The sequence below is a fragment of the Pseudomonas batumici genome (genome assembly GCF_036585405.1).
Classification (GTDB): Bacteria; Pseudomonadota; Gammaproteobacteria; order Pseudomonadales; family Pseudomonadaceae; genus Aquipseudomonas; species Aquipseudomonas batumici.
Genome location: NZ_CP144470.1, coordinates 6345458 through 6371043 on the forward strand (window position 1 = coordinate 6345458; position 25586 = coordinate 6371043).

Annotated in this window: 27 protein-coding genes and 2 pseudogenes; 21 read left to right on the forward strand and 8 right to left on the reverse strand. The window is 58.8% G+C overall.

Features of this window, described 5'->3' with window-relative positions; all coding sequences use genetic code 11:
- The first annotated feature begins 103 nt into the window (after window positions 1–103).
- The gene (locus NUH87_RS29230; RefSeq protein WP_338523754.1) at window positions 104–1135 is read left to right on the forward strand and encodes a GlxA family transcriptional regulator; all 1032 of its coding nucleotides are present in this window, start codon (window positions 104–106) and stop codon (window positions 1133–1135) included.
- An 80-nt stretch (window positions 1136–1215) separates the two neighbouring features.
- On the opposite strand, the gene NUH87_RS29235 is transcribed toward NUH87_RS29230, so the two are convergent.
- Complete coding sequence (locus tag NUH87_RS29235; protein ID WP_338523755.1) at window positions 1216–1605, reverse strand: nuclear transport factor 2 family protein; 390 nt, start codon at window positions 1603–1605, stop codon at window positions 1216–1218.
- A 138-nt stretch (window positions 1606–1743) separates the two neighbouring features.
- Here NUH87_RS29235 and NUH87_RS29240 point away from each other — a divergent pair, with 138 nt between their 5' ends.
- The 3 genes from NUH87_RS29240 to NUH87_RS29250 all read left to right on the forward strand — a co-directional run bounded on the left by NUH87_RS29240 (window position 1744) and on the right by NUH87_RS29250 (window position 4427).
- On the forward strand, window positions 1744–2721 hold the full coding sequence (locus tag NUH87_RS29240) for a GlxA family transcriptional regulator (RefSeq protein WP_338523756.1): 978 nt from the start codon (window positions 1744–1746) through the stop codon (window positions 2719–2721).
- 130 nt (window positions 2722–2851) lie between these two features.
- The gene (locus NUH87_RS29245) at window positions 2852–3601 is read left to right on the forward strand and encodes a DJ-1/PfpI family protein (protein ID WP_338523757.1); all 750 of its coding nucleotides are present in this window, start codon (window positions 2852–2854) and stop codon (window positions 3599–3601) included.
- A gap of 40 nt (window positions 3602–3641) precedes the next feature.
- On the forward strand, window positions 3642–4427 hold the full coding sequence (locus NUH87_RS29250) for an alpha/beta hydrolase (RefSeq protein WP_338523758.1): 786 nt from the start codon (window positions 3642–3644) through the stop codon (window positions 4425–4427).
- A gap of 230 nt (window positions 4428–4657) precedes the next feature.
- On the opposite strand, the gene NUH87_RS29255 is transcribed toward NUH87_RS29250, so the two are convergent.
- Complete coding sequence (locus NUH87_RS29255; RefSeq protein ID WP_338523759.1) at window positions 4658–5362, reverse strand: hypothetical protein; 705 nt, start codon at window positions 5360–5362, stop codon at window positions 4658–4660.
- Between the two features lie 343 nt (window positions 5363–5705).
- On the opposite strand from NUH87_RS29255, the gene NUH87_RS29260 reads away from it, so the two are divergent.
- The 3 genes and pseudogenes from NUH87_RS29260 to NUH87_RS29270 form a co-directional block, all read left to right on the forward strand.
- Entirely contained in the window at window positions 5706–5870 is a 165-nt protein-coding gene (locus NUH87_RS29260) for a hypothetical protein (protein WP_338523760.1), read from the forward strand.
- Entirely contained in the window at window positions 5867–6814 is a 948-nt protein-coding gene (locus tag NUH87_RS29265) for a DHH family protein (protein ID WP_338523761.1), read from the forward strand. The genes NUH87_RS29260 and NUH87_RS29265 overlap by 4 nt, the downstream gene beginning before the upstream one ends.
- A 148-nt stretch (window positions 6815–6962) precedes the next feature.
- Window positions 6963–7070 (forward strand): annotated as a pseudogene (locus tag NUH87_RS29270) (transposase domain-containing protein); the annotation flags it as partial.
- A gap of 31 nt (window positions 7071–7101) precedes the next feature.
- Here NUH87_RS29270 and NUH87_RS29275 read toward each other — a convergent pair.
- Together NUH87_RS29275 and NUH87_RS29280 are read right to left on the reverse strand one after the other, a co-directional pair.
- A complete protein-coding gene (locus NUH87_RS29275; RefSeq protein ID WP_338523762.1) occupies window positions 7102–7713 on the reverse strand; it encodes a hypothetical protein in 612 nt (203 codons plus the stop codon).
- A 173-nt stretch (window positions 7714–7886) separates the two neighbouring features.
- Window positions 7887–8852: a DUF3298 domain-containing protein gene (locus NUH87_RS29280; protein WP_338523763.1), complete on the reverse strand. Its 966-nt coding sequence runs from the start codon at window positions 8850–8852 to the stop codon at window positions 7887–7889.
- Window positions 8853–9107: 255 nt separating this feature from the next.
- Between NUH87_RS29280 and NUH87_RS29285 the strand changes: the two genes are divergently transcribed.
- Window positions 9108–9536 (forward strand): hypothetical protein, encoded by a 429-nt coding sequence (locus tag NUH87_RS29285; protein WP_338526996.1) that lies wholly within the window; start codon window positions 9108–9110, stop codon window positions 9534–9536.
- Window positions 9537–9558: 22 nt separating this feature from the next.
- Here the strand turns inward: NUH87_RS29285 and NUH87_RS29290 are convergent, their stop codons facing one another.
- Window positions 9559–10458: a LysR family transcriptional regulator gene (locus NUH87_RS29290; protein ID WP_338523764.1), complete on the reverse strand. Its 900-nt coding sequence runs from the start codon at window positions 10456–10458 to the stop codon at window positions 9559–9561.
- A 274-nt stretch (window positions 10459–10732) separates the two neighbouring features.
- Between NUH87_RS29290 and NUH87_RS29295 the strand changes: the two are divergent.
- A pseudogene (locus NUH87_RS29295) lies at window positions 10733–11421 on the forward strand (GntR family transcriptional regulator); the annotation flags it as partial.
- On the opposite strand, the gene NUH87_RS29300 reads toward NUH87_RS29295, so the two are convergent.
- Window positions 11369–12307, reverse strand: a complete 939-nt coding sequence (locus NUH87_RS29300) for a LysR family transcriptional regulator (RefSeq protein ID WP_338523765.1) — start codon at window positions 12305–12307, stop codon at window positions 11369–11371. The pseudogene NUH87_RS29295 and the gene NUH87_RS29300 sit on opposite strands and share 53 nt — an antisense overlap.
- 99 nt (window positions 12308–12406) lie before the next feature.
- On the opposite strand from NUH87_RS29300, the gene NUH87_RS29305 reads away from it, so the two are divergent.
- From NUH87_RS29305 to NUH87_RS29360, 12 genes are all read left to right on the forward strand, one after another.
- Complete coding sequence (locus NUH87_RS29305; RefSeq protein WP_338523766.1) at window positions 12407–12829, forward strand: RidA family protein; 423 nt, start codon at window positions 12407–12409, stop codon at window positions 12827–12829.
- A gap of 149 nt (window positions 12830–12978) precedes the next feature.
- Window positions 12979–14256 (forward strand): cystathionine gamma-synthase family protein, encoded by a 1278-nt coding sequence (locus NUH87_RS29310; protein WP_338523767.1) that lies wholly within the window; start codon window positions 12979–12981, stop codon window positions 14254–14256.
- Window positions 14257–14407: 151 nt separating this feature from the next.
- The gene (locus NUH87_RS29315) at window positions 14408–15838 is read left to right on the forward strand and encodes an amino acid permease (protein WP_040066285.1); all 1431 of its coding nucleotides are present in this window, start codon (window positions 14408–14410) and stop codon (window positions 15836–15838) included.
- Window positions 15839–15897: 59 nt separating this feature from the next.
- The gene (locus tag NUH87_RS29320; RefSeq protein WP_338523768.1) at window positions 15898–16788 is read left to right on the forward strand and encodes a LysR substrate-binding domain-containing protein; all 891 of its coding nucleotides are present in this window, start codon (window positions 15898–15900) and stop codon (window positions 16786–16788) included.
- Between the two features lie 16 nt (window positions 16789–16804).
- The gene (thrC, locus tag NUH87_RS29325; RefSeq protein ID WP_338523769.1) at window positions 16805–18184 is read left to right on the forward strand and encodes a threonine synthase; all 1380 of its coding nucleotides are present in this window, start codon (window positions 16805–16807) and stop codon (window positions 18182–18184) included.
- A gap of 22 nt (window positions 18185–18206) precedes the next feature.
- Window positions 18207–18644 carry an Lrp/AsnC family transcriptional regulator gene (locus NUH87_RS29330; RefSeq protein WP_040066289.1) on the forward strand — a complete coding sequence of 146 codons (438 nt, stop codon included), beginning with the start codon at window positions 18207–18209 and terminating at the stop codon, window positions 18642–18644.
- A gap of 175 nt (window positions 18645–18819) precedes the next feature.
- Window positions 18820–19863 (forward strand): homoserine dehydrogenase, encoded by a 1044-nt coding sequence (locus NUH87_RS29335; protein WP_338523770.1) that lies wholly within the window; start codon window positions 18820–18822, stop codon window positions 19861–19863.
- 10 nt (window positions 19864–19873) lie between these two features.
- Window positions 19874–21295 carry an aldehyde dehydrogenase family protein gene (locus tag NUH87_RS29340; protein ID WP_338523771.1) on the forward strand — a complete coding sequence of 474 codons (1422 nt, stop codon included), beginning with the start codon at window positions 19874–19876 and terminating at the stop codon, window positions 21293–21295.
- Between the two features lie 222 nt (window positions 21296–21517).
- Window positions 21518–22096, forward strand: coding sequence for a hypothetical protein (locus NUH87_RS29345; protein ID WP_338523772.1), 579 nt, complete (start codon window positions 21518–21520; stop codon window positions 22094–22096).
- Window positions 22089–22316 (forward strand): hypothetical protein, encoded by a 228-nt coding sequence (locus NUH87_RS29350; RefSeq protein ID WP_338523773.1) that lies wholly within the window; start codon window positions 22089–22091, stop codon window positions 22314–22316. The genes NUH87_RS29345 and NUH87_RS29350 overlap by 8 nt, the downstream gene beginning before the upstream one ends.
- Complete coding sequence (locus NUH87_RS29355; protein ID WP_338523774.1) at window positions 22316–22732, forward strand: N-acetyltransferase; 417 nt, start codon at window positions 22316–22318, stop codon at window positions 22730–22732. The genes NUH87_RS29350 and NUH87_RS29355 overlap by 1 nt, the downstream gene beginning before the upstream one ends.
- On the forward strand, window positions 22729–23331 hold the full coding sequence (locus tag NUH87_RS29360) for a TetR/AcrR family transcriptional regulator (RefSeq protein WP_338523775.1): 603 nt from the start codon (window positions 22729–22731) through the stop codon (window positions 23329–23331). The genes NUH87_RS29355 and NUH87_RS29360 overlap by 4 nt, the downstream gene beginning before the upstream one ends.
- A gap of 82 nt (window positions 23332–23413) precedes the next feature.
- On the opposite strand, the gene NUH87_RS29365 is transcribed toward NUH87_RS29360, so the two are convergent.
- Both NUH87_RS29365 and NUH87_RS29370 read right to left on the reverse strand, forming a co-directional pair.
- Window positions 23414–24235, reverse strand: a complete 822-nt coding sequence (locus NUH87_RS29365; protein ID WP_338523776.1) for a nitrate- and nitrite sensing domain-containing protein — start codon at window positions 24233–24235, stop codon at window positions 23414–23416.
- Window positions 24236–24267: 32 nt separating this feature from the next.
- Entirely contained in the window at window positions 24268–25398 is a 1131-nt protein-coding gene (locus tag NUH87_RS29370; protein WP_338523777.1) for a methyl-accepting chemotaxis protein, read from the reverse strand.
- Window positions 25399–25586 lie beyond the last annotated feature (188 nt).

Genomic DNA, 25586 nt, shown 5'->3' on the forward strand with positions numbered 1-25586 from the left:
TAAGTTGACTCGCCGCTCAGTCTAAATATCCCTATGTGGCACAGTTGACTATTTTCGGTCGATTTGTGCCAATATCTAGACGCTGAATGCGCGGGAGATAGCTGTGAGCAAAACGACGAAAGCAAGCGATCTGCTTGTCTGCGGGACGCAAAAACGAGTGGTTATTTTGGGGGTGCCACCTGTGGACTCTCTCGACGTCATTGGCCCGGCGGAGGTGTTTGCCTTTGCCAACAAGCAGCACCGAGGTGACGCTGCGCCCTACAACCTGGAGCTGGTCTGTGCAGGGGCCAATGAGCGTCTGGAGAGCAGCACGGGCATTGCGCTGATGGCGCACAAAACGCTTGAGCAGGAGCGTCGTGAGAAAAAACCAATCGACACGTTGATTGTGGCTTCGGGTTGGAATGCCATGGATAAAAAAATAGACGAGACGATTATCGATTGGATCAGAGAACAGTCCACAGTGGTTCGGCGTGTGTGCTCGATATGTGTAGGCGCGTTTGCCTTGGCTGATGCGGGGCTTTTGGATGGTCGGCGGGCAACGACTCACTGGCGTATGGCGAGACGCTTGGCAGAGCTTTATCCCAAGGTACGGGTTGATCCGAATCCAATCTGGGTCAAGGACGGTAACGTTTATACGTCGGCTGGGATATCGGCGGGTATCGATCTTGCGCTCGGGTTGGTCAGCGAAGACTTGGGGGATGAGGTCGCCATGGAGATCGCCAAAAATCTTGTTTTGTTTTTACGGCGCCCTGGTGGACAAGCACAGTTCAGTATGACGCTCCAATCGCAGCACGCAGCCGGTTCGAATCTGGATGAACTCTGTCTTTGGATCAATGAGCACTTGAGCTCGGAGCTCACGGTCGAAATATTGGCAGACAAGCTCTCCACAAGCGTCAGGACGTTAATACGCTTGTTCCAGCGAGAGTTGCAAACCACGCCTGCGAAGTACGTCGAAGACGTCCGGATAGAAGCAGCCTGCCGGTCGATTGAGCTAGGGGGGCGGTCAATGGAGGAAGTCGCGCGTCGAAGTGGCTACCACAGCGTGGACGTACTGAGGAAAGCATTCATAAGACGAATTGGAGTGAGCCCAAAAGAATACGCCCTACGGTTTTCGCCAAATAGTGATTTAGCATAAGCCCGCTTTGTAATGGGCGCAGATTTTCATCCGCGCAGTGATGACTTCAGTTTGAAAATAGCAAGACAGTATGGGGGCTGTTAATTTGAGTTTTCATCACTATTGATGATGTCACGAAATAAAAGCCACTGACCTTCCACGCGCTTCCACATCACGAAATAGCGACCTTTTTCGGCTGTGCCTCTGATCCCGGGAGATGTTTCCACAAAAAGCTCAAAGCTCCCGATCTCGGACGCTTCATCGTCTGTGCCTTCAACCTCGAGCGCCGTAAACTTTCCACCTACGATCCCCATATTGAATGCTTGGTCAAAAAAACCTTGTATCGCCGTCCTGCCACTGAGCGTTGGAACACCATGGGGCATGAGTCGAGCATCAACAGCATATAAGCTCGCAATTTCTGCACTGTTTTTTTTAGACATAGCCGCGGCTAGCGCATCTTCTACAGCTTGAATCTGTTCTTTGAGTGTCATTTTTGATCATTCCTCTACTTAGGAGGGGTGAAGCTATCATTGACATCCAATGGCATAAATGACATTAAAGCCTTAAAAACAGACACTCATGCTTCCAAAGCTGTTCGTCCTCAAGAAAATCCAATCTGGAGTCACGCCATGTCGCGAAAGGTGTCATTTCTAGTCGCCCGCGGTTTCGAGCTCCTCGACCTGAGCGGGCCGCTCTGTGCGTTTAGCGTTGCTCGCGACGTCTATGGCGTCTCTTATGAAACCAGCATCGTATCGGCCGACGCAGGGTTGGTGGCGGGTTGCGCGGGGGTTTCAGTAGAGACGAGTGATCGGTCGCAGGCTCAACATGGTGACACCCTCATCGTCATTGGCGGACCCAGGGCCCTCGTTGAGGGCAGCGCCCCCGAGATGGCGGACATGTTACGGTCGCTTGCACCCTCGACTCACCGGATGGCGAGTGTGTGCACGGGCGCTTTCTATCTCGCGGAGGCTGGCGTGCTGGAAGGGCACCGCGTTACAACGCATTGGCGGCATGCGCCTTTGCTGAAGTCACGTTTTCCGTCACTGGACGTTGATGCCGACCGGATCTACGTCAATGATCGCGAAATCTGGACCTCGGCAGGTATATCCGCTGGAATCGATCTCGCGCTTGCCATGATTGAAGTGGACTTCGGTTCCGCGATCTCAAAATCGGTGGCGCGGGAATTGGTCGTTTACCATCGGCGCCCCGGCGGCCAATCGCAGTTTTCGGCAATCCTGGAACTGGAACCCGACTCCGATCGAATTCGCGACGCGCTGGATTTTGCACGCAGCCATCTGCACGAAAACCTGTCGGTCGAGCGGCTGGCTCACGTTGCGTGTATCAGTGAGCGCCAGTTTGCCCGTCTTTTTTTGAAGGAAACAGGTGAGACGCCTGCGCGCGCGATCGAACGCCTGCGGGCAGAAGCGGCAAGGCCACGACTGGAGGAAGGTATCGCGCCGATCGAGGCGATCGCACGCGAGGTCGGGTTCGGGGACGTGGAGCGGATGCGCCGCAGCTTCGTCAAGATTTACGGCTACTCGCCGCAGGTCATCCGCCGTTTTGCCCGGACCGGCGGGCCAGCAGGTCCGGCACCCTTGCAGCGCTGATGGGAGGGTCTGTTTGCCTCTCTCAGTGCGTGTCTGTTTTTGAGGTTATTTTGTCATTTCTGACATCGTGAAGACGTGGGAAGGTAGGTGCGACTGAAAGTCCCCACACCCACGATCAGCGAGCGTAAAGATGACTAATGAATACCTGAAGACGGACATTCCTTCTCTCAACAGTCTTCGAGAAGCGACCGCGAAAAAGGGCCCTCCGTTTCGGGTCGGCATTGTGATAGGCCCCGGTTACTTTCCACTGGACATGGTGGGTGTCCAGGCCGTCCTTGGCACGTTGCCTGGGGCCGAAATCTACTTGGTCTGGAAGTCGCGCGAGCCGGTCGAGGGTTTCCGGGGATTTTGGACGCTCCCCACAGTAACCTTTTCCGATTGCCCTGACCTTGATGTCATCGCAGTGCCGATGATGCCTCCGGAATTGCAAACCGATCGCGAAGTCGTGGACTTCGTCGCGACCCGTGGAAAAAAGGCGCGCTATCTCATCGGTGTTTGCAACGGCGTACTGACGCTGGGTGCCGCCGGGTTCCTGCGCGGCAAGCGCGCAACGATCAGCCATAACTCCCACTCGATTCTGCCGCTCTACGGCGTGACGGAGGTGGTCACGAGTGGCGTTGTCGCGGATGGGAATGTCTTTACTGCCGGCCCGAGCGTCGGCAGTTTCGAAGCGGCCCTTCTCGTGGCGGAACAGGCATTTGGGCGACAGGTCGCGGAACTGTCCGAATTTATCGTCGAGTATGACCCGCATCCGCCATTCGGCACCGGAACCGCTGCGGGCGCAGGACCCGCGACGGTGGGCAAGTTCGAAGGAATGATGGCCGACATGATTTCCCGCTATCGCGCCGAAGCTTTGAAGTTCGCCGCCGCCAACGCTTGAAGGCGACGGTCTATTTATTTATCCGCATATAGGTACATTCATGTCTAGCAATCAGAGCATCCTCCGCGTCAACAACGTCGACATCAATGTCGTCGATGTTGGGCAAGGCAGTCCCACTCTCGTTTTCCTCCATTACTGGGGCGGCTCAAGCCGCACATGGGCTCCAGTGATCACGGCGCTGTCGAAGACGCACCGTTGCGTGGCCATCGATTTCAGGGGCTGGGGCCAGTCCGACAAGGATGCCGAGGTCTATGACCTGGAAACGCTCGCGGATGACGTGGCCCAGGTCATCGCTAAGCTTGGGTTGACGGAGTACGTGATCGTGGGGCATTCGATGGGCGGCAAGGTCGCTCAGCTTCTGGCGTCGGAGCGGCCTGAGGGGCTCAAAGGCCTGGTCCTCGTGGCCCCGGCCCCGCCCACCGCGCTGTCTGTCCCGCAGGAGCAGCGGCAGGGCATGATCGCGGCTTATCAGGTCCGGGAAGGTGCCGAGGCGGTTATCGGAATCCTGGCGACGCAGCCGCTGTCGGATGCACACCGCGAGCAGGTGATCGAGGACACGCTGTGCGGTGCCGCCGGCGCCAAGCAGGCTTGGCCGGAAGTGGGGATGGTACAGGACATCACCGGGCAGGCGTCGAAGATTGCCGTCCCGGTCCACGTCATCGTCGGCGGTGCCGACAACATCGAGTCCGAGGCGTCTCTTCGCCAGGCTTTCGCCGGTGTGATTCCGCAGGCCGGATTCGTTGTCCTGGGTGGAGTGGGGCACCTTGCACCGCTCGAAGCCACCGCGGAGCTGGTCGCTGCGATCCGTTCGGCCCCCTCAATTTGATCGGTTCATGCTGAAAAGTTGAGTCGGCGTCCTTGCCCATAGCGTACTGGGGGCCGTGGGGTGATTGCCCTGATGGGGTGGGTCGCTTCATTTTTGCCGAAGGCAGAAAACGCAAATGCCCCGACAAGTCGGGGCATTTGTTTTACCTGGCCTGCTTCACCGCGTTTTCACACAGTCTGGGCCGAATGTAGCCGGCCGTGACGGGCTGGAGTCGACCCAAGCTCATCCAATCACTTGGCGGCAGTTTCCTTTTGTGGGCTACTGGTGCCATACAGTGACAGATGATTGGCGATGCACATATCGAACGCCTCTACCAGGAACAGGTGGGGCTTGGATGCCACAGGCGGAACCAGGCAGCGGGTGGTCACACGTTGCCCAAGCATTTCCGTATCGATATAGATGAGATTCACCGGCGCCTTTTTCGGATTCTCCTCTTCACTGAAATACGCACGGGTGTATTCCTCATCGCCTGCGGTTTTTTCAAGCAGCGCGCTGTCGATGCGGCTGGTCAGAACGTCTCCGGCAGGAAACTTCTTATCCGCCATGAGCGCAACGCCGATCGGACCGGTGAACCCGGCAAGAAGCGCGTTCTTGCGCAGTTGCGACTGTATGTTGGCGTAGGTCGCAAAGTGCAGCACCTTGATCGTCGGTTGGCTGCTCAGCTCCGGAAACTTCTCATAGGCGCGATGGGCCAGCAGTCGCATGCCTGTTGGTTTGGTCGAGCCGTCCGCCATACGATAAATGCCGTAGGCACTACTGGTGATCAGAAGGCTGAAGATTTCTTTTTCGCTCTCGCTACGTGGGCGCAAGTCCTGAATGGTGATTTTGTCGGACTGCTCGATTCCCGGAAATACCGGCGGAGGCAGCGAAGGCTGGCTGGCGCAACCCGCAATGACGAGCGCGGAGGTCACGAGAAGGGTTTTCAAAGCGTGCATAAGACGTCCTGTTGTCTGTTGTCAGGGGAAATGGAAGAGCTTTGGATGGACTTCGAATTGATTGCAGGGGGGACGAACCATCCTGGGTAGACCGTTACTGGCCGATCTGAAAAAGCTCATGCAGGACGGCCATTTTCATAACGAATCAATAGAGGCAGTATGCCATTATCGAGCCTTGTCCGGTACCGAGTTGTTCGACCGGCCGTTGAAAAAGGCCGACAAGGGCAGCGATTCGCCTCGACCAGCGTGGCATCTTTTGGCACAGCTAATACGCTGTTTTAATTATGGAAAATGGGTTTAAGGAAAGCCAATGTCGATACGGAGCCGGGAAACGTTTGAACGTATGCTGCAAGCGATGCTGGGCGGGATCGCCGGGGCCACCGTGCGAATTTCCATCGACGAAGAACAGTGTCAATTCCCGTATGGGCGGATTCTGGAGGGCATTGCCCAGGCGTTGAAGTTGTCTTCGACTGCCCCGGCAGCTCATGTTGTGGCCCACGTGTCATGAGGGTGGTGACCTCCGGTTCGGCGTACCTGGACATCGACGCATACGCCTGTTGCATTGCGTACACCGAGCTGTTGAATCACCAAGGCCTCGAGGCTCGGGCCGTCAGTAGCGCACCGCTCAATGCCAGCATCTCCAGGACCGTGCTTGGCTGGCAATCATCTCTGGACGATTACCGGCCGAGAGCAGGTGATGAGTTCGTGTTGGTGGATGTCTCCGACTACCACCATTTCGACCCGATGGTGGTGCTCGATCAGGTGGTGGAAGTCATTGATCATCACCCCGGCTTTGAAAGCTATTGGGCGCAGAAGCTCGGATCTCGCGCAGACATCCTGCCGATCGGCGCAGCGGCGACTCAGATTTTTCAGCGTTGGGAGGCGGCAGAGCTGTTGTCGCTGATCAGCGAAAACAGTGCTGCGTTGCTGGCCACGGCGATTCTGGACAACACCCTGAATTTCACAGGGCAGTTGACTACCCAATCGGATATCCGTGCTTATGACGTCCTCTCGCGGCGGGCGAAACTGGCAGCGGACTGGCCCGAACGGTATTTCTCCGAGTGCCAAGCCTCGATCGAGTCAGACCTGATTGGCGCGTTGGCGGCTGATATGAAGCGTCTGAAAGCCGAGAGCAACCTGCCGCAGGTTTTCGCGCAGATGACGGTATGGGATGCCGCTGCGCTGATCCGAACGCATCGCTCAACGATCAGTCACTGGCTGGCGGCGCAGGGTGGGGACTGGCTGTTGAACGTCATCAGCATCCGCGAGTGCAAAAGCTACTTTCTGGCTGAACCCTTGGTCAGCCAACAAAAGTTGAGCCATTTGCTGCCGATCGAATGGCAGGCCGGAACGGCTGTGCTTGAGCGCTCGCTGCTGCGTAAGGAACTGTTGAAGTTGGGGTTGGCCCGCCTCTCCGTTGCAGACGCTATGCCGGGGATAGCACGAAGTTGAGCTGCTAGGTTGCTGGGATGTGGCACTTGGGACAAGGACTCTTCCTACTTAAGCTCGCTGCTACAACTTTGTCGGCAGTAAAGGATTGGATTTCGATCACGTACTGATTCTATCGGCGGATAGCTAGATGCATTTCGTCTTGAGCGAAAATGGACATGATCCTTATGCTTATTTGAAAGACGTTCTCACGCGTCTCCCGACGCAACGGGAGAGTGAAATTGCCGAACCGCTACCGCATAGATGGGCGTCCGTTTAACAACGCAAGGTATGTTGAGCACATGCTTACGTTACAGAACCGATTGATTGCTGCGAGCGTTGGCTGCAACCCAGTACTGCTCTATTCGCCGGATGACTGAGCTTGTTGTTACCAATTGGCCCGCGTACATCGGCTGGAGCAGCTGGAAGATAACTCGGTGCTTGCGCCACACACGTCGGCCGTCAGGCATCATGCCGAATTGATGAGGGGTCAGTAACGGTAGAGCAGCCTGCGGCTTGATTACCAGGGTGACGATCGCCGAATTTCTATAGAACGAGTATTCGATGGCCTGTATATCTGTCAGGGCGATCGGTGCCAGGCTGTTGCAGAGCCTTAACTCACCCGGTTGTAATAGCACCACCGGCAAATGAGCGGCGCGCACTAGCTGGACACTTAAGCAGGTAAGCAAGGCAAATACTATGCAGGACAACGCCGCAAAGGCCATTTGGAAATTGAAATGCAGATCGTGAGTAAGATAGCGTCCTCTTAGTTCTTCTAAAAACGCACAAACTATCAAACAGGTCAATGGTAAGAGGAACACGGTATACAGCCATCCAAGAAGCGCACCGCCCGCTTCGACGCGGCATTCGGCGTCCAGTGGCAACTGCGGGTCGATTTCGGTGCCCTTGGATAAAAAAGCCATGCTCGATGCTCGCGACCTCTGTGAGTTCGAAAATTAGAGTATGACAGTGCCATTCATCAAGGGTAAGCGTCTGGGCAAGTCACCTGCCTCACGGAGCGAAAAGGGGACGTATTTATTTTTGAGCAAATAAAGGCGCCCCCTTTCTGCTGCGCAGCAGATGGCATCTGCGAAAATCAGGTCTGTGCCGGGATCGGCGAGTTTGGCGCAAGAAAGGGCTTCAGGTCGCGCCACGGAATGATGACCTCGGTCGTCCCAAACGCGTAGGCGAGCACGGCGTATGGATCAATGGTAATCAACAGGCCGTCTTGCGTAAGCGTCCAGTCACGGATGTCGGTTGCTGCGCGCTCGACCAGCTTGCGTTCCACTTGCGCGCCGTCAGCTTTCTTTTCGATGGCCTCGTAGCTTCGACCGGTCAAAAAGTCTTTCCAAGCGGTGTCCATGTTGAACAGATCCGAAGCTTCAAGGGCATGGAGGTGCGGCTCGATCATGTACGTGAGGCCGGCACTTCCGCCATGGCCATGCGGCGTGCCGTGGCAGTATTCCTCGTTTGTCGTTCTGACGCTGATCGCGTTCGCAGAAGCATAGGTCACTTCAGCGCCGGAGTATTCGTCGCCATGCCCGGGGCCGCAATCCGAGCCATCTGCGTGCATCGTCTGTTTTGCCATTGCCGAATTCCATAGCGCAATTGTCGGTGACAGCGGCGCATCGATTCGTGGCGCGCCGGTGTGAATTTCGTACGGCCGGCCGGCTTTGTCATGAGTGCTCGCGGAAAAGTAGTCGCTACGGCTGAACAGGTAGGGCCCGATCGTAACCGCCGCGGTAGAAAGGTCCTTGAGGCGATCCGTATAGTGCTGAGTCAGGCAGAATTCGACGCTGGAGGCGTCCTGGGGCACGAAGCAGAGATCGCGCACGAAGTGCAACCATTGTCGTTGCCCGTCTCGCAGGATGGTCTGTCCGTCTGACGACAGGCGTTGCATCGCGGCGTTATACGACGTTGCGATTGAGCTATCCAACGTTGATAGCGCCGGATCGGCGCAGACTGCTTTTTCCAAAGGTGAATGGGCTTTGTCGCAATCGAAACTCGCGGCAGACGCAATCGTGGGTATCAGGCACGCCATGACCAGAGCAGGCTTAATCATTCAACAGTCCTTGTATTCAGGGGAAACTGAGCATTACGGATGTGCTCATTGGGCCATTCTAAAAGGCGTAAGCAGCCGACCTCAGCCTGTCATACGTGTTGCATCATCGTGGCCTGCGCCGGCCCCCGGTAGTTCACGCATATTCAGTCCTATCGATTTTTTGGTGTTCAAGAATGAATGAACGCTTCTGGTCGAAAGCACCCTCGTCGCCAGTGTTAGACTGCGCGGCTTCCAGACCCAATCATGGACGCGAAAATGGTCGAAAAGATAGTGAAGTCGAAGCTGGTCAATTTTCTGGTGGCCGACGCCCAGGTGGATTACGAGACCGTAGGCGATCTGTACTCCGTAGCCGAGTGTGGTGATGTGGACGCGGTTGCCGATGTGCTGGAGGCCTTCAAGGAAGCATACGGAGGGCTGTGGGTTGGCGGGAAGATGGTGCTTAGCCAAACTGCGGTTCGCTTGAGCGCCAATGCCATGAACCGCATCGTTCAGGAGGGGACCCTGGATATTGAACTGCCACTGGCAATGGTTCGAAAGGTCAGTGTTGAAGGCGGATTTGTGACGAAGATAGTGCGTCTGGATACCGACGCTGGCAGCGTTAAATTTCGGTGTTTCGGTGCGAAGGACGTCGCCTCGCTGATAGAGAAGATGATCATTTCGCCGGCCTCGATACTCACCCGGTAAGCGCGGTTTTTGGCGTTCGTTATTATTTCATTCCGATCGTTTGCTTGATCACGTCGACAAAAGCCCCGACCAGCGGGCTGCGCTCTCGTTTGCGCGTCAGCACCAGCAAGGGCGCGGTGGCCTCAGGTTCTGCCAGGGGCCGATAGGTCACGCCCCGCTTGGCCAATGCTTGGGTGCACTGGGGCACGACGGCGACGCCACGGCCCGCGGCGACCAAGGCGATGATCGAGGTGATCTGCTTGCCTGTGGGCGCCGGGCGGCGAGTCAGCGCATGGCGGCGATAGAGCGTCTCGACGATTTCATTCAACCCCGAACCATAGTCCGCGGGGAACGTGATCAAGGGATAGACGCTGAGCTCGGCCAGCGTCACCTGCTCCTGACGGGCGAGGGGACTGTCACTGGCGATGGCCGCCACCAGTGGCTCGTTGTCCAGGCAGATGGCCTGGACGTCGGTGTCGTCACCGGGTGGCTGCATGCGGCTCATGCCGATGTCCAGGCGGCCCTCGATGATGTGTGCCCATTGGGTGCTGGAGGCACCTTCTTCCACGCTCAACTGGACGTCCGGAAACGAGGTGCAGAATGCCTGGAGGGTCTGGCTGAAAATGTCCGAGAGGGCAATGGAGCTGGCATAGCCTACCGCCAGATGGCCTGCGGACCCTGCCGCCAGCTTGCCGGTGATGGCAGCGGTCAGATCGACTTGCTCCAGTACGGCACGGGCGTAGGGCAGAAAGTGGCGGCCTTCGGAGGTGAGTGTGACGTTGCGGCTGCTGCGGTCGAACAGGCGAAAACCCAGTTCCGCTTCCAATGCCGAGATCTGTCGTGTCAACGGTGGCTGGGCGATGTGCAGGCGCGATGCTGCACGGCCAAAGTGCAACTCGTCGCTGACAGTCAGGAAGTAGCGCAGCCGGCGCAGGTCGATCATGTTCATCCTTGGGTATCAATCGGTCAGGAATAGGTATTGGATCCTTTAGCCGGCCTATCTTATAAAACTGTTTGAAAATATTACGAATATTCTTATGAACCCTCGTGTTGCCTTGTTTCTGGGGGGAGAGCTGTTGTCGCTATTCGTCGCTTGGACCCGCTGGAAGCCTGCCCAACTGCCGGGGCGCCTAAATAGATAAATGAATTAAACAAACGGCCCACTAGAGCAGGTGAGGCGGCGCACTGGATTCGCCGCCCTTTCAAGGAGTGAACCCATGAGCAAGCTAGACCAGCGCGTGCTGACGGAGTTGCGCAAGATGATCGCGTCCGGCGAGTTGGCTGCCGACGAGCGTATTCTCGAGATTTCCACTGCAGAGCGCCTGAAGGTTTCGCGCATGCCAGTACGCATGGCGCTGCGGGTGCTGGAGCAGGAAGGCTTGCTGATCAAGTCCGGTGGCCGTAGCTATGCCGTGCGGACGGTTACGACTGAAGACATTGCAGGCGCGGTGGAGGTGCGTGGTTTGCTCGAGAGTTTGGCGGCCCGCCACGCAGCCGAACGCGGCATCAGCGAGCAGGCGCGCATGATGTTGCAAGTTTGCCTGGAGGAGGGCGACCGTCTATTCGACAAGGGGTATGTACTGTTTGAGGAGCTGGAGAGCTACCACGACCTCAGCATGCGCTTTCACCAAGTGATCATTGAAGCCAGCCGCAATCGGGTCATCACTGAAGCTCTGGCACGAAACAGCCATCTGCCATTTGCCTTGGCCAGCTCTCTGGCGGTGGATCACGATGATCTACCGCAGGCGTTCCGTCAGCTCAACTTCGCCCACAAACAACACCACATCGTGTTCGACGCTCTGGTGAGTGGCAAGGGCGCGCGAGCCGAGGCGATCATGCGTGCGCATGCAACGCTACGCTGTTGTACGCGGGATATTTCCAGTCGCAGCGTCAGGGTGTGTCGGTAGCGCTTCCAGTGCACTGGCGAGGAAATCGACAAACACCCGAACTTTTTGCGACACATGCCTATGGCTGGCGTACAGCGCATAGATCGCGCGCCGAGGCATCGAGTGCCCAGGGAGCAGTTGCAGCAACTGGCCGCTGTCGAGCAAGGGCTTGGCGATGAACGAGGGCAGGGCGCCGATGCCCAGGCCGGCCAGCAACATGTCGCTAAGCATCAGGCTGTTGTCCACCGCAAGGCGCACGGGCAGTTCCAGGCGGCTACCGCCTTGCGGGCCTCGTAGGTGCCAACTGCCGGGATGCTCGGCCAGGCGATAGGCAAGGCAGCTGTGCTCGCGCAGGTCGTCGACGCTATGCGGCGTGCCGTTGGCCAGCAGGTAAGCCGGTGCGGCGCAGATCACTTGTTCAACTTCGCCCAGGCGTCGAGCGATCAGCGAGGAGTCCGGCAGGTGGCTGCGAATCCGAAGCGACACATCAAAGCCCTCGCTGACTACGTCCAGCAGGCGGTCGTCGAGGGTGAGCTCGACCTTGAGCTGTGGGTAGCGCTGCATGAACGCCACCAGGATCGGCGACAGCACCTTGAGGCCAAACGACAGCGGTGCGTTCACCCGTAAACGGCCGCTGGGTTCACTGGCGCCGACCTGGGTCGCGCGTTCCAGGGCTTCCAGTTCATCGAGCAGGTGGCAGCATTCGCTGAAGTACGTCTGGCCAGCCTCGGACAGGCTCATGCGGCGGGTGGTGCGCAGCAGCAACAGGCTGCCCAAGCGTTCCTCCAACTGCCGCACCTGCTTGCTCACCGCCGCTGTGGATTGCCCCAGGTCGACGGCGGCCAGGCTGAAGCTGCCGCGTTCAACCACGCGGCGAAAGGTACGCATGGCCACCCATACATCCATATTGTTTCTCCTGGGTTGAATCTCAATCAATGAGGCGCCTGATTATCTATGATTGATCAGCCAATAACATGAGTGCTCCCCCCTTACAGGAGTCATGGCATGCACTCAGCCCCCTCGCACACGCTTATCTTGTCCAACCCGCCGGGGCTGTATGACCCCAGCGCCAACGGCTACTCCCATGTGGCCCAGGTGGCCGCCGGTGCCCGGCTGGTGTTTATCGCCGGCCAAGGCGGGGAGACCGCCGATGGCCAACTGTCGGCTGATTTTTCCGATCAGGTACGCCAGGCGCTGGCCAACCTGCAGACGGCCCTGCGTTCGGTCGGTGCCGAGGTTGGCCAGGTGGCCAAGCTCACGGTGCTGATCGTCGATCACAGCCATGCGCGCCTTGGGATTTTTAGCGCGCTATTGCAGCAACTCTGGGGCGCCTCGCCGACACCTGCCTGTACCCTGATACCGGTGCCATGCCTGGCCCTGGAGGGCATGTTGTTTGAAATCGAGGCCGTGGCCGCGCTGCCCTCCTGAACCCGGCCGGACCGGGGCATATCAACCATTAAAAAAAGCAGCCCTTTGGCACCGATAACATCGTTTCTCGGGCGTACGGGTTTTCAATATATTGGCCGCCAGATCCGGTGAATCATTCAGCATTCACCCCCTCAGTGCGAGAAGTCTCAATGAACAATAAACCTGATAGCGCAGGGCTTGATAACGCCGGAATGGGGACCCGTGCGGTCTGGGGCGGGGAGCAAGTCAGGCACCCTTACAACGCCACGCAAACACCGATCGTGGTCAGCGCCGCTTATGGTTACGACGACATCGATAACTGGTACGACGTTGCACTGGGCAAGGCACCGGGTTTTATCTACAGCCGTATGAGCAACCCGACGGTCGAGATCCTCGAAGCCAAACTCTGCGAGTTGGAAAAGGCCGCGTCCGCCGTGGCCTTCAGCAGCGGCATGGCGGCGATCAGCAGTGTGCTTTACACCTTCCTCGCCCACGGCAATCGGGTGGTGTCCACCAAGGACAGTTATGGCGGCACCAACAAGATATTCGAAGAGTTTCTGCCGCGCATGGGCGTGGAGGTGACGTTGTGCGAGACCTTCGATCACGAGGAGATCGAGCGTGAGGTTGCCAAGGGTTGCCAGTTGCTCTATCTGGAAACGCCGACCAACCCGACCCTGAAAATACTCGATATCCAACGTCTGGTGAGTGCGGCCAAGCGCGTCGGCGCTTTGGTGGTGGCGGACAACACCTTCGCCACGCCGCTGAATCAGAACCCCCTGGCATTGGGCGTGGACGTGGTCGTGCACAGTGCGACCAAGTTCCTCAGCGGTCACGGCGATGTGCTTGGCGGCCTGGTGTGCGGCGCCGGATTCTTGATGGACAAGGTGCGTCATTACCGGGAAATCAATGGCGCGGCGCTTGATCCCTTCTCGGCCTACTTGATCATCCGCGGCATGAAGACCCTGGTACTGCGCATGCGTCAGCAGCAACACAGCGCGCGTGCCCTGGCGGAGTTCCTGAGCAGTGAACCGCTGGTGGAGTCGGTGAACTATCCCGGCTTGCCCGGCCACCCGAACCACGCGGTGGCGTGTGCGCAAATGCGCGGTTTTGGCGCCATCGTCAGTTTCGTCCTTGTCGGTGGGATGGACACGGTCAAGGTCTTGTTGCCCCGCCTGCGGTTTGCCCACTGCGCGGGGAATCTGGGCGCGGTGGAAACCCTCTACGGCCCGGCCAGGACCACCAGCCATGTGGAGAACACCCTGGAAGAGCGTTTGGCTCTGGGTATTGGCGAAGGGCTGGTGCGGGTCTCGGTCGGCATCGAAGACACCGACGATCTGCTCGACGATCTGAAACAGGCCTTTGCCTTTGTCAGGCGTTCACGGGATGAACAGACACCCAAACACACACAACCCTCGATCAAAGAACCTTGCACTGAGGTCGCAAGTTGAAGTTTGCACGTTAATACCTCACGCCCCGACAGTCTGTGAGGACTTCATGAAGAGCAATAATAATAAAACGTAGCGGCAAGCTGTTTTTACTCTGCCCAGCAACTTAGCGCAGACGTTAATGCGTGCCCTCACCACTTTCATGAGAATAACCATGTCCATAAAAGAACAACAACTCGATACGCGTGCCGGTTTTAAACAGGAAATGCAGACCCGCCATATTGTCATGCTGGCATTGGGCGGCGTTATTGGTACCGGGCTGTTTCTCACGTCCGGGTACACGGTCAACCAGGCCGGCCCCTTGGGAGCGGTCATTGCCTATATCATCGGCGCACTCATGGTTTACATGGTCATGATGTGCCTGGGGGAGTTGGCGGTGCAGATGCCGGAAACCGGCTCGTTCAGCACCTATGCCACACGTTTTCTCGGCCCGGGGACCGGTTATACGGTGGCCTGGCTTTACTGGCTGACCTGGGCCGTGGCCATCGGCTCGGAATTCACGGCCGCCGGTATCCTTATGGTCCGATGGTTCCCGCACACTCCGGTGTGGATCTGGAGTGCGTTGTTCGCTGGCGTGGTGTTTCTGAGCAACGTGATCTCGGTGCGCTGGTTCGCCGAGACCGAGTTCTGGTTGTCCCTGGTCAAGGTGGTGACGGTGGTGATGTTCCTCTTGATCGGCGGCGGGGCGATTCTGGGCCTGCTGCACATTGATCAGGCTCACAGCATCGGCCTGGGCAACTTTACCCGTGAGGGCTTGTTCCCCACCGGTTTCATGTCGATTGCGATGACCTTGCTGGCCGTCTCCTTCGCCTTCTCCGGCACCGAGCTGATCGGTATCGCCGCGGGGGAGACCAAGGACCCGCAACGCAACGTGCCGCGGGCCATTCGCACTACGGTGCTGCGCCTGGCGATCTTCTTTGTCGGGACCATCTTCGTCCTGGCGACCTTGCTGCCCCGGGAGCAGGCCGGATTGGTGGAGAGCCCGTTCGTCACGGTGTTCACCTACATCGGGATTCCGTACTCCGCCGACATCATGAACTTCGTGATCATCAGCGCCTTGTTGTCCGCCGCCAACTCCGGGTTGTATGCCGCTTCGCGGATGCTCTGGACCTTGAGCGACCAAGGTCACCTGCCCAAGCAGTTCTCGGCCCTGACCCGCATGGGTACGCCGTTGAATGCCATCGTGTTGAGCATGGTCGGTGGTGCGGCCTCGTTGCTCAGCAGCGTGTTTGCCGCCGACACCATCTACCTGGCGCTGGTGTCGATTTCCGGGTTGGCAGTGGTGGTGGTGTGGATGAGCATCGCCGCGAGCCAGATCGCCTTCCGCCGTCACTATGTGGCCAACGGCGGCGATGTCCGCGATCTCAAGTTCCGTGTGCGGGGCTATCCGTGGGTACCGCTGGGAGCGCTGGTCTGCTGCAGCCTGTCCTGTGTCGGGATTGCCTTCGACCCTGAGCAGCGGGTGGCCTTGTACTTCGGTGTGCCCTTCATCGCCTGGTGCTACTTCGTGTATTACATTACCCGCAAAAGCCGCGAGCGCCGCTTGTCGCTTGCTCCTTTGGCACAACCCTCCGATGCGTTCTAGGCACTGTCGACGGGGTGGGCAGCGTGCTCGGTGCGGAGGGTATCCATGAGGTCCAGGCCATGAAGCAGAAGACGTTACCTCCGTTGAACTGGCTACGAGCATTCGAGGTCTCCGCCCGTAATCTGAACTTCACCCACGCCGCTGAAGAGCTGTGTTTGACCCAGGGAGCGGTCAGCCAGCAGATCCGCCAACTGGAAAGTCACCTGGGGGTGGCGCTGTTCAAACGCTTGCCCCGAGGGTTGGGGCTGACGGAGGAAGGGCAGGCTTATCTGCCGGTGGTGCAGGATGCGATCATCCGGTTGGCGGTGGGCACTAACGAGATCTTCGGTCAGCACAAGCGCCGGCCGATCAAGGTGCGCGGCAGTTTGTCGTTTTTTGTGCACTGGCTGGCGCCCAAGCTGGTGGACTTTCGCCAGGCCCATCCGCATGTCGATATCCGCTACATCAGCAATATCTGGGTCAAGGAGCTCGATGGTGAGGACGACATGGAGATTCGCTGGGGCCATGGTCAATGGCCCGGCCTGGTGTCGCAGCGCCTGACCTGGGACACCTTGTTTCCGGTCTGTTCGCCGGCCCTGATGGCGAGTTCACCCCTGAAGGTGCCAGCGGATGTGGCTCAGCACCCGCTGCTGCACGTCCTGGGCTACGAAGAGGGCTGGGGTTACTGGCTGAACAGGGTTGGCGCGCATGGGGTTGATTCCTCGACGGGCCTGCAGTTCGACACGCTCATATCCACCTTGCGTATGGCCGAGTTGGGGCAGGGCATTGCCCTGGCCCGGTCCTCGATGGTTGACGAGATGCTTGAAGATGGGCGGCTGGTCGAACCCTTCGCCCAGCGTATCGAGGCCAGCGAGTCGTTTTACCTGGTCCGCGGTTCCGAGGCCGACCAGCACCCCGACGCGGTCATGTTTTCCACCTGGCTGGTCGAGCAGGCACATCGATTCAAATGAGTGGTCGGAGCCAATCATGCGCTATGTGAGTACACGAAACTCGACCGTGCAGGTCGATTTTGAACAGGTCGTGTTATCTGGAATGGCCGAGGACGGCGGGTTGTTCGTACCCCTCGAGCTGCCGCTGTTCGAGCCGCAGGAGATCGCCAATTGGTCGACCTTGCCCTATGACGAACTGGCCTATCGGGTCATGAGTCCGTTTGTCGGTGAGGCCATTCCCGAGGCCGATTTCAAGCGCCTGCTCAAGGAGGCGGGCACCCACTTCAGCCATCGCTCCCTGGCGCCTTTGCATCAGGTCGACCGCAATGAATGGGTGCTGGAATTGTTCCATGGGCCAACCCGCTCTTCGAAGGATTTTGCCGCGCAGTTGCAGGCACGCCTGGTGCAGCACTTCCTGCGCAAACGCCAGCGTCGCGGAGTCGTCCTGGGGGCCACCAACGGCGATACCGGGCTGGCGGCCATCGAGGCGTTCAAGCACTGCGACGAAACGGTCGTCGTGGTGCTTTACCCGCAGACAGGTGTGCCGCGGGACCAGCTCCAGCATTTGCAAGCGGTGGCGCACCCCAGGGTTCATAAAGTGGCGGTCAACGGCAGCTTCGACGATTGCCAGACTCTCGTCTCCCGGCTGTTGCGGCAGTGGCCGTGCGCGCAACGAGAGGTGATCAGTTTCAACTCCAGCAACTGGGTCAGCGTACTGGCGCAACTGGTGTTTTATTTCCACGCTGTCCTGCAGTTGGGAGGTGGTCAGCGCCCGATCGGATTCAGCGTGCCGGCGGCGAGTTTTGCCGAGGTCTATGCCGGTTACATCGCGCAGAAGATGGGCCTGCCGATTACCCAGATGATCGTTGCGACCAATCAGAACGACGCCTTGCATCAGTTGTTTCTAAAGAACCACTACTCCAGGTCGCGAGCCAACAAAACCCTGTCGCCGGCCATGGACTTGTCGATCTTTTCCAACCTGGAGCGTTTTCTCTGGGAGCTTTATGAGCATGACGATCAGGCGGTGAGCGCCCTGATGGCAACGTTTGAATCCAGCGGTGAAATGACCCTCTCCAACGCGTGCTGGTTGCAGGCGCGGATGATCATCGACTCTTACGCGGTCAGCGATGAGCAGACGCTTGAGGAAATCACCTCGCTGTACCGTGACACCGGTTACGTGATTGATCCGCATACCGCCACCGGCGTCCTTGCGGCCAGGCTGTACCGTCGAAGCCTGGTGGCGCCGATGGTCACCCTGGGCGAGATCTCGCCCGCCAAGTCGACCGTGCTGCTGGGCGAGCTGGGGATCATCGTGCCCACGCAGCACCGGCCACTTGAGGAGCCAGGGCCGGAACAGCTCTACCGGATTGAGCACGATGACCTAGACACCCTCCATCAACTGCTCGGTGCCTTGTGAAGACGCCGTACCAGGAGGTCAAGTGAAGCGAATTCTGGACCCTCTCGATGAACGCATCATCGCTGAGCTGCGGGTCAACGCTCGGGCCGCCCACGCCGAGCTGGCGGCCAAGGTCAATCTGTCGCGCAATGCCGTGCGCCAGCGTATCGAGCGTCTTGAGCGTGACGGTGCGATCCAGGGTTATACGGTGCGCACGGGAGAGGGGCGGCAGGCTTCTTCGAACATCAATGCGGTGATTTTCGTCTACCGCTACGACCGTATGCGCGGCGCGGAAGTGCTACAGGCCCTGCGGGCAATACCGGAAGTCATCCAGTGCGATGTCATGAGCGGTGAGTTCGATCTGATGCTGCGGGTCGGCGCGGCGAGTCCGGAGCGGGTGCATAGGGTCTGGCATGAAATTTCCGCACTGGCCGGGGTGGAAAACACCGTGACCTCATTCGTTTTATCGTCCGTGGTCTAGCCCCGGTTATCCCGCTGGAAAAGCCAACGTCTGTTGGCTTTTTTTATGTCTGACGCTTTGCCCGCGTGCAGGTCAAAACGCCCAAGAAATAGAGCAAATTGGCATATTTTACTGCCTTGGCTGCCCGCCTAATCTGGTGCCCAACAACCCCTCACTCGGATCAAGGGCAATAGAAATGACTGAATACAAACTGGCGCTGGTCGGCTTCGGTGGTGTCAACCGAGCATTGGCTCAGCTGATTGCTGAACGTAATGAGAGCTGGAAAAGCGAACTGGGTTTCACCCTGAAAATCGTCGGCGTCACCGACCTGTTCCTCGGTTCGGTGATCCGCCGCGAAGGGCTGGATGCCGGACTGTTGGCCAGCCTGCCGGCGGTCAAGGGGGCCCTGGCGCAGGTGCCGGGAGGGGATGGCGAAGCCTTCAACGAATCCGTGATCAAGCACTGCGGTGCTGACATCGTAGTCGAGGCGACGTTTACCAATCCGGTCGACGGCGAGCCGGCCACTTCGTTCTGCCGCTGGGCGCTGGAAGGTGGCAAGCATGTCGTCACCACCAACAAGGGACCGATTGCCCTCCATGGTGCCGAGCTGAAGGCGCTGGCTCGACGCAATAACGTGGCCTTTGAATACGAAGGTTCGGTGATGAGTGGCACGCCGGTGATTCGCTTGGCCAGGCAGTCGCTGGCGGGCAGTTCGATGGTGGGTTTCGAGGGGATTCTCAACGGCACGTCCAACTTCGTTCTCACCCGCATGGAAGGCGGCCTGGGATTCGCCGAGGCGGTGAGCGAGGCTCAGGCGCAGGGCTATGCTGAAGCTGATCCGACGGCGGATGTCGAGGGTCATGACGTGCGCCTCAAGGTGGTGATTCTGGCCAATGAACTGCTGGACGCCAAGCTGACGGTCAGCGATGTCAGTTGCAGTGGCATTTCCTCACTCAGCCTGGACGACATCGAAAGTGCCCGCAGGGACGGAGCACGTTGGAAGCTTATCGGCGCCGCAACGCGTCATGCCGATGGTTCGGTCAGCGCCAGTGTCGGGCCGCGACTGTTGAACAACGATCATCCGCTGGCCGGTATTTCCGGCGCCACCAATGCCGTTTCGTTTACCACCGGCCTGCTCGGCGCGGTGACGGTTTCGGGCCCGGGGGCAGGGCGCACGGAAACGGCGTTCGCCCTGCTATCGGACATCATCAACCTGCATCAGTCTGTGGCGCACAACTAGGAGAATGCCTGTGAAACCATCGCATCTGGCCCTGGCCATAGTTGAACATCAAATCGATGTCCTGAACCCCTTTAACGGCACCGTCGTCGGGACTGTCGCGGATATTGGTGCGTCGCAGGTTCCGGGGTTGCTGGAGCAGGGTCGTGACGGCGCACGAGCCTGTGCCGGACTGTCGCGTCATGGGCGGGCACGTATTCTCGAACAGGCGGCCTTGAACGTTGAACGCGATGCCCTTGCGTTTGCCCGACTGATCGTCGAAGAGGCCGGCAAGACCTTCAAGCAGGCGGAAAAAGAAGTCAAACGGTGCGTCAACACCCTCAAGCTGTCCGCGCAAGAGGCCAGGCGCAATGCTGGCGAGGTATTGCCGTTCGACGCCTACGAGGGCTCCGAGTCGCGCCAAGGCTGGTTCTCCCGCGAACCCCTGGGCCTGATCGTCGCGATCACCCCGTACAACGATCCGTTGAATCTGGTGGCGCACAAGCTCGGTCCGGCCATCGCCGGGGGCAACGCGGTGATTCTCAAACCGTCCGAGCTGGCGCCGTTGTCGGCCCTCCGATTGGTGAGGTATCTGGTCGAGGCGGGGTTGCCGGAGTCGGTGGTCACGGTCGCCACCGGCGGGGCGGAATTGGGCAAGGCCCTGGTGGCGGCTCGCGAGGTGCGGATGATTTCCTTTACCGGTGGTTTTGTCACGGGGGAACGGATTGCCCGCACGGCAGGCCTGAAGAAGCTGGCCATGGACCTGGGCGGCAACGCCCCCGTGATCGTCATGGACGATTGCGATCTCGAGGCTGCCGTCGAGAGTTGCCTGTCTGGCGCGTTCTGGGCGGCGGGGCAAAACTGCATCGGCACACAGCGCCTGCTGATCCAGGCGTCGATCTATGCGGCATTTCGCGAGCGTTTTGTCAGTCAAGCCCAGGTGCTGGTGACCGGCGACCCGATGCTTGCCAGTACCGATATCGGCCCGATGATTACCCTACAAGCGGCGCTGAATGCCGAGCAAGTGGTGACCGAAGCATTGGCGCAAGGCGCCGTATTGCTCTGTGGGCATCGTCGCCAGGGCTCGTGCTACGCCGCCACGGTGTTGGAAAACGTCGATCACGCCAGTCGACTTTGGCGCGACGAGGTGTTTGCCCCGGTCGTGGTGCTACAGCCTTTCGAGACGTTCGATGAAGCTATCGCGCTGGCGAACGAACCAGAGTACAGCCTGCATGCGGGGATCTTCACCAATGATCTGGTGACGGCCATGAGCGCTGCTCGCAGGATCGAAGCCGGTGGTGTGATGATCAACGACTCCTCCGACTATCGCTTCGATGCAATGCCGTTTGGTGGTTTCAAGTACGGCAGCCTGGGGCGGGAAGGGGTGCGCTTCGCCTATGAGGAAATGACTCAGCCCAAAGTGGTGTGTATCAACACCCTGGGCCAGGTGACATAACGGGCGTCAGATCAGGTGATGTTGCACTAGGCTGGCGGCACCAGGGCTACCTTGCCCTGATGCCGACGTACGCAGGCACGGTTTGAGCCGCTCCCACATCAGGTCGGCCGCCAGCGAGTAGCCATGAATGGGGAAGGAGGGGACAAGCTGAATGGTCGTCGATTTGACGGCAAAAAATGGCGTTGATAGCATACCGACCGTTCGGTATGTAGAGGCGTTGATATGAAACCTATCTCCATCCATCACTACTTCCACGATGTCTTTGGGCAAGAGCAAACCGTCTTCGAGTTACTGGCCATCTTGCTGTTCGGCACAGGCCTGACGGTTGCGCTTGCCGTTTCTTCGACTCAGTTGATTGAAGCGCTGCCGCTCTGGAGGAGCGTGCTTGCTTTGGTACTGATCCTGGATATCGCGGCTGGTTGCATCGCCAATTTCACGCGCTCGACCAACGATTTTTATGCCCAGCGCCCAGCCAATCGCTGGGGCTTCATTGCGGTACATGTCCACGTTGTCGCGGTCGCTTTCTTGCTCGGGCGCGAGACGGATGTGGCATGGGCGGTATGGGCCTACACCCTGGCCAGCGCCACGATCGTCAACCTTCTCAAGCCCAGTTCATATCAACCCTTTGCAGGGGCTTTTCTGCTGGTCACAGGCCTTGGCTGGATGCCGTTATGGCCTGGGATTTCTCCGTTGATGGTGGTTGTTTGCGCGCTGTTTATGCTCAAGGTCATTTACGGTTTTGCGGTCGATCACTACGGCGGCGTCAGGATGCGGTCCTCGCAGGTGGCCTCACATGATTGAAGCCACAACCCTTCGCAACCTGGGGCGGCACGACAAGGCCGCGTTCATGACGGTCATGGCCAGCGCTTTTGCAAAGGATCCGCTCTTTGTTTTTGCTTTCGGGGGCCTTACTCATTCCCGGAAAACGCCAACCCCACTCAAGGCATTCTTGTCCTTTCTGTTTGACATGAATCGGCTGATGGGGGGACTCCGCGGGGCCTGTTCGTCGGTCAGCAATTGATGGCCTGTGCGTTGCTGGAGCCGCCCTCTGGCAGTCGGCTGGTCATGGGCGTGCGGCTGACGCTGTCGATCCTGCGCTTTTTACCCGTGACCCTAGCGATGCCACTGCGTGTCACCGCCTTTTTGAATGAGTATATGAAGCGCACCCGAGCCGCATCGCCTCCATCGCCACATTGCTACCTGTCGTTGATCGGCGTGCACCCTGACGGGCAGGGGCGAGGATTCGGCCGGCGCTTGATGATGGATGCGTTTGATCGCTCCCAAAGCCATGGGCGTTCGACCGGTATCGCACTGGATACCGAGAATGAGGCCAATGTCGCACTCTATCAGCGCTGGGGATTCAGAACGCTGGCGTCAGTCGACCTCGGCGGCGTCACCGCGCACTGCCTGTTCAGATCGGCCAAGGAGTTCCTGTGAAAGATACCAAGTCCTCAATCATTGAGTGTGCGTTCCGCCTGTTCCTGGAGCATGGGTACGAGAACACCAGCCTGTCGAACCTGGTCAAGGCCAGCGGGCTTTCAAAAGGCGCGTTCTATCATCACTTCAAGGACAAGGAAGCCCTGCATGACGCGACGATTCACTATTTCTTCATTCGCTTCTTCACATCGGCAGAGCCAGAAGAGGTTGAACCGCTGAAGATTGAGCCCGGTCTCGAAGAGATCGTGGGTGAGCTTTACTCCGGTTACTCGCACTTGATTGCAGAAATAGCCACGATAACGCCTGATCTGAGTGCGTATTACCGGTTTCTGTTTTCTATCCTGCCGAAGATCAAGCCCGTTATCGCGCAGCAGATTGCGGCGGCACGTCTGCGCATTGCGTCGTCGGTTCGGCGTGATCAGGATCAAGGGCGGTTCAGCCTCTCGCTGTCGCCCGATGTTGTCGCGGATCAGTGCCTTGCCCTGATAGAAGGCGCCGGGCTGCTCTGTGTGCTCGAGGGTAAGGAGAGCATCGACACGGTGTTTCGACGAACCATTCCAACCTACCTCAAGTCCCTGCGCGCCATCGCTGTGAATTGAGACCTTCGATGTCACTGAGCATCAAGGGAGCCATCAACCTCCGTGCGTCAGAGAGGAAGCGGCATTTGGCATCTGCAGTTCCTTAGCGGAGCTGCAGCTGAGCCAGCGCCACATCCACCAGGGCCAGCAGTTCATCGATGGCCTGGGTGGCGCGTTGGAAGTAGGTCTTGGCGGCAATCACGGGTTGTTCCTGGTCGAGCAGCTCCTCTTTTGTGCAGCGTAGAAAATCCTCCACCCTCTGTTTGCGATGCTGCAGGCGGAACGCGTCAGTCTGCGGGTGATCGGTGGCGTGGCGTTGCAGAGTGGCGAAGGCCGTGTCGGCCAGCAGCTCGATCTTCTGGTAGAGAAAACGCATCCTCACGCGCTGCTCGGCGCTGCTCTGACCGGTCGCGGCGATACCGGTGCCCAAGGCGCGCGCCTGGCCGGCCCATTCGGCCGCCTGGACGACCTCGCGCCAGATGCAGGGCAGATAGCCCAGCTCGGCACGGCCCTCGGTCAGATCGATTTCGCTCGCCACATCCTCCATCAGGAAAATGCTGTTGCGAATGATCAGGTGATGCTGCACCAGATTGTTCGCCCGGTCGCTACTGCGCCCTTCGCGCAGGCGCGACCAGTGATCGATCAAGCTGTTCCAGGCGGCCCGGTGCGTGCTGTCGAACGCCTGGGCCGCATGGATATGCTGGTCCAGCCCCTGGCGTGCGGTGGCAAGGTCCTGACTCAGGCTGGCATCGCCACAGAGCACGCCGTTGCTCAGGCCGCGATGGCGCTGAAACCCGGATATCAGGGCACGTAACAAGGCCAACTGGCGAATGTTCAACTGGATATGTTGGCGCTTTTGCCGCTGCCTGCGCCGGTGCAAGCCATAGAACAGCAGGATCAGGGTGACCAGGGCTGTAACGAGCAAGAGCAGTAGTCCGTGCAATCCATTCATGTTGATTACCCCGTCAGATGAGCCAGATGGTGGGCGATGGATCGTGCCTGATCGGCGGCCTGGAGGTTGTCGGCATTGCCTTGGCGGACGCGGTCGGCCAGTTCGGCGATTTCCGCAACGGCTTTACCCTGTTGTTCGGTACTGACCGCCACCTGGTCGACCTGCCCGGTCAATTGCAGGGTGTGCTGTTGCACCTGATTGATGAGCGCGCACACCGCTTCGGAACTGGCGGCGCTGCGATGCGCCAGATGGGTCAAGTCGGACACCTGCACCGTGGCTTCCTTGATGTGCTGTTGCACCGATTCGATGTTGCGACTGATTTCTGCCGCCGACTCCTGGCTGTGGAGAGCCAAACGGCGAACCTCATCGGCCACCACGGCGAAGCCTCGGCCGCTCTCACCTGCGCGGGCCGCTTCGATGGCGGCATTCAGGGCGAGCAGGTTGGTTTGCGAAGCAATCTCGCGGATGGTGCCGGACATTTCATTGATGGTGCGCGAGTTGGTGTTCAGCTGGAGGATCAGTTCGTTGGTGGTGATGGCTTGCCGCGCCATCTCGGAGACCTGCCGCACCAAGTTGGTGAGCTGGCTGATCCCGTCGGCCAACTGTTCGCTGGCCACGACGCTGGTCTGGCGCGACTCATCGGCCAGCGCCGCCACCTGCAAAATGCTCACATTCAGTTGTTCTACCGCCGCTGCGGCGACAGTGGCCGATTCGCTTTGCCCTTCGGCATTGCGGGTCACCTGCGCTGCGCTTTGTTCGAGTTCGTATGAGGAGTGGGATATTTCATCCAGACGCTGCTGCAACAGTTGTTGTTGGCGTTGTTCGCGGTTCAGCCGCTGCTGAAAGCTTCGTCTGATCGGCTGCAGCAGCCACTCGGCAGTGCTGTCTGGCTCCTGGGCGCCAGGCTGTGCGGAGTCTTCACAGTCACGTTGCAACTGCGCGATCTCCTGCAACAACAGCCACAGACTGGTAATGGCCAGGTAGGCCAGTACCACCCACAGCGGCCCTGTTGGCAGTGTCGCGGCGGTCAGGGTAGTGGCACCGCCCGCCAGGCTGATCGCCAACAGTGTGCGGATCATGCCGACGATGCCCAATTCGCGCAGCAGCAAGAATGCAGGGTAGGTAAGCCACTTCATGTGTCTGAATATCCAATGCGGTAGCCAAAAAAAAAGCCTGAAGCCTCTGCAAAATATCTGCAGCGGATTCAGGCGCCTTTGCCTTGCAGGAGCTAATCCTGCGGATGTGATTTTTTAGAAAGCAAGAGTGATGCCACAGGTGCTCGGCGGTTTTCAAAGGATCTGACCCACCGCCGTGTGGCATGCAG

What these genes read in the sequence shown, in the direction of transcription:
- NUH87_RS29235 (WP_338523755.1), bottom strand. Translation starts at nt 1,605, where the DNA reads ATGACACTCAAAGAACAGATTCAAGCTGTAGAAGATGCGCTAGCCGCG.
- NUH87_RS29240 (WP_338523756.1), top strand. Translation starts at nt 1,744, where the DNA reads ATGTCGCGAAAGGTGTCATTTCTAGTCGCCCGCGGTTTCGAGCTCCTC.
- NUH87_RS29245 (WP_338523757.1), top strand. Translation starts at nt 2,852, where the DNA reads ATGACTAATGAATACCTGAAGACGGACATTCCTTCTCTCAACAGTCTT.
- NUH87_RS29250 (WP_338523758.1), top strand. Translation starts at nt 3,642, where the DNA reads ATGTCTAGCAATCAGAGCATCCTCCGCGTCAACAACGTCGACATCAAT.
- NUH87_RS29255 (WP_338523759.1), bottom strand. Translation starts at nt 5,362, where the DNA reads ATGCACGCTTTGAAAACCCTTCTCGTGACCTCCGCGCTCGTCATTGCG.
- NUH87_RS29260 (WP_338523760.1), top strand. Translation starts at nt 5,706, where the DNA reads ATGCTGCAAGCGATGCTGGGCGGGATCGCCGGGGCCACCGTGCGAATT.
- NUH87_RS29265 (WP_338523761.1), top strand. Translation starts at nt 5,867, where the DNA reads ATGAGGGTGGTGACCTCCGGTTCGGCGTACCTGGACATCGACGCATAC.
- NUH87_RS29275 (WP_338523762.1), bottom strand. Translation starts at nt 7,713, where the DNA reads ATGGCTTTTTTATCCAAGGGCACCGAAATCGACCCGCAGTTGCCACTG.
- NUH87_RS29280 (WP_338523763.1), bottom strand. Translation starts at nt 8,852, where the DNA reads ATGATTAAGCCTGCTCTGGTCATGGCGTGCCTGATACCCACGATTGCG.
- NUH87_RS29285 (WP_338526996.1), top strand. Translation starts at nt 9,108, where the DNA reads ATGGTCGAAAAGATAGTGAAGTCGAAGCTGGTCAATTTTCTGGTGGCC.
- NUH87_RS29290 (WP_338523764.1), bottom strand. Translation starts at nt 10,458, where the DNA reads ATGATCGACCTGCGCCGGCTGCGCTACTTCCTGACTGTCAGCGACGAG.
- NUH87_RS29300 (WP_338523765.1), bottom strand. Translation starts at nt 12,307, where the DNA reads ATGGATGTATGGGTGGCCATGCGTACCTTTCGCCGCGTGGTTGAACGC.
- NUH87_RS29305 (WP_338523766.1), top strand. Translation starts at nt 12,407, where the DNA reads ATGCACTCAGCCCCCTCGCACACGCTTATCTTGTCCAACCCGCCGGGG.
- NUH87_RS29310 (WP_338523767.1), top strand. Translation starts at nt 12,979, where the DNA reads ATGAACAATAAACCTGATAGCGCAGGGCTTGATAACGCCGGAATGGGG.
- NUH87_RS29315 (WP_040066285.1), top strand. Translation starts at nt 14,408, where the DNA reads ATGTCCATAAAAGAACAACAACTCGATACGCGTGCCGGTTTTAAACAG.
- NUH87_RS29320 (WP_338523768.1), top strand. Translation starts at nt 15,898, where the DNA reads ATGAAGCAGAAGACGTTACCTCCGTTGAACTGGCTACGAGCATTCGAG.
- thrC (WP_338523769.1), top strand. Translation starts at nt 16,805, where the DNA reads ATGCGCTATGTGAGTACACGAAACTCGACCGTGCAGGTCGATTTTGAA.
- NUH87_RS29335 (WP_338523770.1), top strand. Translation starts at nt 18,820, where the DNA reads ATGACTGAATACAAACTGGCGCTGGTCGGCTTCGGTGGTGTCAACCGA.
- NUH87_RS29345 (WP_338523772.1), top strand. Translation starts at nt 21,518, where the DNA reads ATGAAACCTATCTCCATCCATCACTACTTCCACGATGTCTTTGGGCAA.
- NUH87_RS29350 (WP_338523773.1), top strand. Translation starts at nt 22,089, where the DNA reads ATGATTGAAGCCACAACCCTTCGCAACCTGGGGCGGCACGACAAGGCC.
- NUH87_RS29355 (WP_338523774.1), top strand. Translation starts at nt 22,316, where the DNA reads ATGGCCTGTGCGTTGCTGGAGCCGCCCTCTGGCAGTCGGCTGGTCATG.
- NUH87_RS29370 (WP_338523777.1), bottom strand. Translation starts at nt 25,398, where the DNA reads ATGAAGTGGCTTACCTACCCTGCATTCTTGCTGCTGCGCGAATTGGGC.